The organism is Ruminococcus sp. (assembly GCF_019417665.1).
Lineage (GTDB): Bacteria > Bacillota > Clostridia > Oscillospirales > Ruminococcaceae > Ruminococcus_C.
Window position 1 is genome coordinate 1 of the sequence record NZ_DXUU01000095.1, and the last position, 5,360, is coordinate 5,360.

General features: G+C 41.9%; 2 protein-coding genes. Both read right to left on the reverse strand.

From position 1 onward, the window contains the following. Positions 1-4,785, reverse strand: a 4,785-nt coding sequence (locus QZ375_RS13555; protein ID WP_295219795.1) for a hypothetical protein, incomplete at its 3' end; no start/stop codon positions are given. A gap of 174 nt (positions 4,786-4,959) precedes the next feature. Next, positions 4,960-5,280: a hypothetical protein gene (locus QZ375_RS13560; protein ID WP_295219796.1), complete on the reverse strand. Its 321-nt coding sequence runs from the start codon at positions 5,278-5,280 to the stop codon at positions 4,960-4,962. Positions 5,281-5,360: the final 80 nt, after the last annotated feature.

Below are 5,360 nucleotides of genomic sequence, written 5' to 3' on the forward strand. Positions count from 1 at the left end.
GTAAATGGCGGTAGTATCCTTCGCCGTGACAATATACTTGTTCTTGTCGTAAGGTTCTGTCACATAACCCTTCGATTCACGGAAACCATCCAGATAATTATGTGTTTCAACTTCTAAGGTATCTGTCTTGCCGAAAAGTGAATCATCATAGCCATAGCATTCAATATAACGCTGCTCATCGGCAGACTTATCCACCAACTTAACGTGTGTACCGTTTAATTCCACCTGTGTCAGATTCTCAATACCGAACTCTGCAAACAGTCTGGTTTCGGTATCTCTGGTAAAAGTCAGCGAACCATCTGTATAATGATAGACGTTTTCTTCGTCTCCTTCCGGATAAAATCCAGTTACTCTGCCGTTTTCATCCTTTTCCGGCAGAAGCGTAATCGTTTTCTCCGTATTGGTTTCATCTTTTCCGGTAAGGATAATATTGTCAAACTCCCCAAACTGATCAATCAGATCCTGATAGATCTTCAATTGTGTTGTATGGAAACCAGTTTTTTCCTCGCCTTGCTTTTCATAAGGAATTTTCACCAGAATCTGTACATCATCCAGCACTGAGAGCGTCTCATTGGCAAACTCACCACGAAGCATAAAGTCTCTGTCATAAGGTACGCCAAAAATAGTTTCGTCACCGTCTGTGTTGCCAGAGCTAATACGAGATGACTCAGGCTGATCATTATAATAGATATGTGTATTTACACTCAGGTACGGACGATCTACATGAAACTTCACAGAAGCAGATTTTTCCTGATCCTTCATCAGCTCATGCTGCGGTGTCACAGCCATCTTAGCAGTCAGGTCATCAAACCAATCGCTTGTACCATAGACATGCAGTTCCAGAGCATTTCCCTGTTCCACAGAGAGATCTCGTTCTAGATCTGCATAAGCGATCTCCACGTTCGACAGATACAATCCATTCTTTGCCCAATCAGACAAATCAATTTCCAGATCACCTGCTGCATTCTTGTGCTGTTCCAATTCTTCAAGGGTAAGTGTCTTCATCTGCGCCGGACCCGCCACATCATCTGGCAGGAAAGCAGTCAATGTCACTGTTTCAATTTTTCCACTCAGTGCGTAATTTGCTGAGAGGGTCACCATGTCAGACAAATATCCTTTGACAATCTTTGCGCCGTCTTTTTCCGTTTTCACGCCAACACTCTGCAAATCAACTGATACAATGGATTTTCCTGCTTTGGAATAACAGCCAGAAGTTGCCTTGTTTTCCAATATGAAGCTATAATAAAGATCTTTCGCCTTGTTGGGAACAGTCAGACTTGCTTTGTCTGTTTCATTTGTTTCTGGACGATTCGCAGAAGGTGTGATCTGCAAATTAGAATCCGCCACCAACATTGTGGCATTGGAAGATGTTCTGGACTCCGCATTGATGCTGCCAATCACCTCGAACTTTGCTGACGCCTTCAATTCGCCTGTCCAGTCTGTTGAGCCATACAGCTTCAAATACAATTCCTTCAGATGTCCCAGATCCTGATTGCCATAGATACGGGAAAAAATGATTCGCACGCTCCGCAGCCGTTGAATTTCATCCGGAACAGACAATGTCAAAACACCGTTTTCATCTATCGTCAGGGTATCAGAAATGACCGTCAGATCCGGTTGAATTTCAGATTCCGTATCTGCGGTATATGTGGTATTATCCCAGTCAAACAGCTGGATCTCCTGCACCTCTGCTGCTTTATCTAAACCGATTCCATCAAGAACGATCTTGCGAGTATCGAACCCTTCAATATCCTGTAAACAGTCAATAGGCTCGTTCCCAACGCTGTCCATATCTACTTGCAGCAATGCACTAGAACTGGTGGAACGAGAATTATTGGTCAATAAAAACTGATACCATGTTTGTTCTGTATCGCTCTTATTGGGCACAACCAAAGATGGGTAAACAATATGAGTTCCGTTTCTGTCTGTCACAGTATACTGTGTGTCCACAGCCTCTGTACCATCCTTTAAAATTGTATGTACACTGGCAGTCAACTGAGGCAGCACCTTAGAAACCTGCAATGTCACAGTACAATCTACAGTCTGATCCTCCGCAGAGAGATCATGGTCGTCAAAGCTGTACGCTGTTTTCAGAATACCCTGAGGCGTAATATCTTGTTCTGTGGTAGGCTTGCCGTTGATCTGTACATAACAATTTCCGTCATCGTTGCAGTTTGTCATTGTAATACCATTGTCAATGCGCTCAAAGTTTACTGTCAAGCCCAGCAGATAGGTCAATTTTTTGTTTCCCTTCCATGCAGATGCCGGAATATTCAGATTACCGTTTTCATCTCTCCCATACTGTGACAAGTTACTCAGCGTCACATCCATTGGCACCAAGTTGTTTCCAGAATAGCCCATCCCATGAAGAACCAAAGACTGAATTTCAGCATGCTCCTCTAAGCTCTTACTTATCAAAAGCTTCGAAGCTACCAGTCCCCCGGCTATGTAGTTATCATCAGGATACAGTCCAGTGATATCCAGCGATGCCGGGCTGATCTGAGAAACGCTGTCGTTAGAAATGACAAATCGTGCAGCCGCAGTATTGTCATTCAAAGATACGATTTGTGGATTTCCCTTTTGCACCAGACCTCCGATAGGATCGTCATATATGCCAACGCCTTCTAGCACAGGGTTTGCCTTTTCTGTCCGAATAACAGCGCTGTTTTCTGATACAGTCAAAGGTTCTGTGACCCAAATGCCAGTTTCTGTTGTAGAATTTTTTGGCTGATAATAGTGCAGTTCATAATTGGTATCGATCTTGTTGTCATATGTCCAAAGATGCGGAAAAGCACCGCGCATGGTGATCAAACCATTAAAATTCGTATAACGTGGGATTTCCTCTCGGAACAAAAACTGTACTTCATTGCAAAACGTCAGATCGGTCTGATTTGACAAAGTATCACCGATGGCAAGCTTCCACGTTTTCGAATCAGACTGCGCATCTCCTTCGTCTACGATCTGATCCAGATGCAGTCCCAGTTCTCCAGCGGTTTTATAGATCTTTTCACCATTTCCCTGAGTGAAGCCAAAGCAAATAAATTGGTCAATATCATTTTCATTCACTTTAAACCAATCACTCAGCTGAATGTCCGGATAATATATGTCATCATTATCCAGCCGAATCAAAATCTCCTGCAAATCAAAGTAATCCGGCACATAGTCCGTAGAAACCGCATTGAATACCGGCACATTTCCGATGCTGTTAAAATCATCCAGATAGTATTCATCCATGGCACCTATACCGACAGTTTTCTCTGTCACTTCATTTCCGTCTGCATCCTTGACGTATTTGTGATGTTGAAAATTATCTCTGGTAGGCGGTGTGAAATTTGCAGTATTCTCAGCCTGTTTTGACCAATGGATACTACTTCCTCCACCAAAGGTGATGGTCGTGGTCAGCTGCGTTTTGTTATCGAATCCAACGCCGGAGTGAAAATTGTTTGAATACGGGATTGCTACCATATATTTGCGTGCTGAATAGTATTTCTCTCCAGGATTGTTCTGATTCAAATCTTTTGCCTTTTCCACTGAATAAATTGTATGTGACTTACCTGTTATCTCACTATCATTCAGAACAATAATATTGCCCATACCAGAATAGCTATAGGGTAGAGAAGCCGATGGAACATTGGTGAAATGCTCCAGATCCCATTCTGCTTTCCATTCCGGGATATCCGTCACATCATAAATCAGCACACCGCCCTCGTTTGGCTTTCCAATAAAGTCATGTTTCTGATAAAAATCAGATGAAATATCCTCATTCACAGTATCCGGATCATCTAATGTCCAGCGCAGAATGTCCTCGTCCAAAACGCTTTTCATTCTACTAGGAAAATACTGTGCCTGGAAAGTCAGTAAATAGTTGTCGATGGTGCTTTCTACTTCTGTAGAATCGTTCTGCACCGTGACTTCATATACCATGTAGTTATACTGCTGCCACATCACGGCGTTATCTTTTGAAGAATCATCCTTTTTCAGTTGAACTGTTGGAACGTTTTCAATCGAAGTATTCCAGATCAAATTAGAATTGACAAACGTCACACGCCGCTGCGAAATCGTACTGTTATCCAGATTCGCTTCTGTAGACCATTCGCCGCCCAGTTGTTGATCTGATTCGCTATAATATGCACCATAAGAAAATTTTATTTCCAATGTTGTCGAAGCATTTTCCGGAACCTTCATGCTTCTCGGATTTGCAGAATAGAATTCGATTTCGAATTGTGGAGTACATGTTCCGGAAAATTTCTCATAGCTGTTTTGCATCGTTATTTTTCCCCGTGCAAATTCTCCATCGCTCAATTCTTTTCCGTCCGCATCGTACATCACTGCCGAGTTTCCAAAATTGCTCTTGTCATTTACCTTTGCCTGCATTCCAATATATTCACCGGCAATACGTTTTTCCTGCGGAATCTGCTCCCAAGAGCTCACCTGTACCAGGAGACCGCTCTCATCATTGAAATACAGATATGGAAGAGTCATCTCCAGTGTCTGCCCTCTAACATAACCCGTTGTAAAATCTGGCTGCAAATTCACAGTCAACAGGATCTGCTGACTGTTCGGTATCATATAAAAACTGCCATCTTTACCATCCTCACCGTTCTGTTCCGGTGTCAGCGTTGCGCCGGAAGCAGTGACTGTACCAAAACTAACTTGATACGCAGCGCTTTGTCCTACCCCCTCTGCTGCTGCAATAATAACACTCCAGTTGCACGAAGTCATCACCATAGCGATAACCAATATGCCGTATATAATTCTTTTCCAGATACTTGTCTGTCGATTCATAACAATTCCTCCTTAATTGTAAATCTGGCTTTCGTTATTCGAATTAAAGTAAATAAAAATGATTTTTCCATATTTCGCTATTTCATGAAAAGGCATAGAATCATTTTGTTTATTTGCTATAATTTTATAAAGACATAGCGCAATTTTCTAGCAACTTAGACGATCGCCAGCAAATTACATGCATAAAATTATTATAACACTTTCGCAGAGATATGTCAATAAGTTTGCACTGGATTTCCAGGGCATTTGCACTGGATTTCCAGGGCTTATCATTTCAGCTGTGCTTATGAGACGTGCAACATAGAAAACCGTTTCCTCGCTTCCAGAAATTGTTGTCCCTCGCTTCGTGAATACATCTTCATAGTCATCTGTACCTTCAATATCTATGATATGTTTTTTAGTATTCATAAGTACGATAAACTGCGAAAAAAACTGTTCACGTTTTTCCTTTGCCTCATCCGAACTTTTAATACCTGCTTTTAATTCATCTGACAATTGTGTAATTTCAGTATCCAGTTCTACTAGTGTACCGACACGATGATATATGAACTAAAAATCATACGCATCAAAGCTCA